Genomic DNA, 1676 nt, shown 5'->3' with positions numbered 1-1676 from the left:
AATCAAAGATCTGCTTAAAATGCCGAATTTACTCACTTTCATGGACTTTCCACCAGCTATCCGGCAATCACTATACTCCACTAACCTGATTGAGAACTTTAATAAGCATCTCAAGCGCACCACCCACCACAAAGAACAATTTCCAACGGAAGATTCACTGGATCGCTTCCTGGTTTCTCAGTTTAATGTTTATAACGAGAATTCTCTGAAGCGGATCCACCGAGGGTTCAAAGGACTCCAGGACACCTTGGAAGCATCATTTATTTAAGTTAGATACATATTATATGTACGAAGGCATTTCATTTACACAAGATTCTTGACGCTACCCTAAATCTGGATCATAGTGATATTTGATAGCTTTGTAGCAGTATGTAAATAAAATTATTATTCTGATAAAAGCAAGCAACGATTGACAATTCTGATCGTTATTTTTCGAATCATGGCGTTTTTATATTACAATGATCCTAGAAAAAGTAAAGTTATGGAGGCGATTAGATGAGTGATTTGGATCAGACAAACAGCTATCGATACGTCATTGTTGGTGGCGGAGTGGTTGCTGGCTATGCCATCAAGGGAATTCGACAGGAAGATTCAGAGGGTGAGATCTTAATTATTTCGCAAGAGGCGGATGTCCCATATGAACGACCGGCACTGAGTAAAAAACTATGGCTAGATGATGAATTTACTGAAGAGAACATTCAGATTGGTGCTGAAAATTATCCCAATGTGACTTTTAAGTTCAAGACAACGGTTACGGCTATTAATCGGCAAGATAAGGTCATTACATTGGCCGATAGTGAGCAAATCAAGTATGAACAGCTATTGCTAGCAACTGGCGGAGAACCTAGACAAATCCAGGGACCTTCTGATCCACATGTGCTAGTCTTTAGACAGTGGTCAGATTATCGCAAGTTACGTAAATTTAGTGGTCCGAACAAGCGAGTTGTGATCATTGGTGGTGGATATGTTGGTACAGAGCTCGCATCGTCACTGACCCAAAATGAGACTGAAGTTACAATGATTTTTCCAGAAAAAGCGCTGGGTGAGGGTAAATTTCCTGAGTCTATTCGGACTGAGTATGAAGCCACGTTCAAACGCAATGGTGTCACACTGATGAGTGGTCAGTTTGTCCAATCATATCAACGCCAAGGTGACCACTTGACTCTATTGACAAAGGATGGTACGGTGATCGCAGCCGATACGATCATTGTTGGGTTAGGCGTTACGCCGCGGATTAGTTTAGCTGAAGACAGTTGTTTGGATTTAGCTGATGGTGGTGTGAAAGTTAATGAGTATCTCAATACTAGTGACCCAGCCATCTGGTCTGCTGGAGATATTGCCTCTTATCCAGATCACATCTTGGGTCGGCAACGGATTGAGCACGTGGACCATGCCCGACTTTCTGGTGAATTAGTTGGCCGTAATATGGCAGGTGCTCACATGAGCTATCAGCATACCCCATACTTCTATTCCATGATTTTTGATATTTCCTGGCAAGCAATCGGTAATATTGATCCTAAATTGCAATTGATTTTTGATCGGCGAACGCATGGATCGCTTGTCTATTTCATAGATACCGATAAGTTAGTTGGTGTTTTAGTTTGGAATGTTAAGGTGAATCTTGATGATGTTCGCGCATTGCTTGCGAACGCTCCAGCTACAGATGATCTGGTGGG

General features: G+C 41.9%; 2 protein-coding genes. Both read left to right on the top strand.

All coding sequences use genetic code 11. The features are described 5' to 3' along the window. The coding region (locus EKM73_RS12690) for a transposase (protein WP_191988642.1) at positions 1-268 on the top strand (268 nt) is incomplete at its 5' end. Between the two features lie 227 nt (positions 269-495). Further along, on the top strand, positions 496-1676 hold a 1181-nt coding region (locus tag EKM73_RS12685), incomplete at its 3' end, for an NAD(P)/FAD-dependent oxidoreductase (protein WP_125702129.1).

The organism is Levilactobacillus fuyuanensis (assembly GCF_003946395.1).
Taxonomy (GTDB): Bacteria; Bacillota; Bacilli; order Lactobacillales; family Lactobacillaceae; genus Levilactobacillus; species Levilactobacillus fuyuanensis.
The sequence above is the reverse complement of the archived record's forward strand: the minus strand, read 5'-3'. Positions and strand labels throughout refer to the sequence as shown.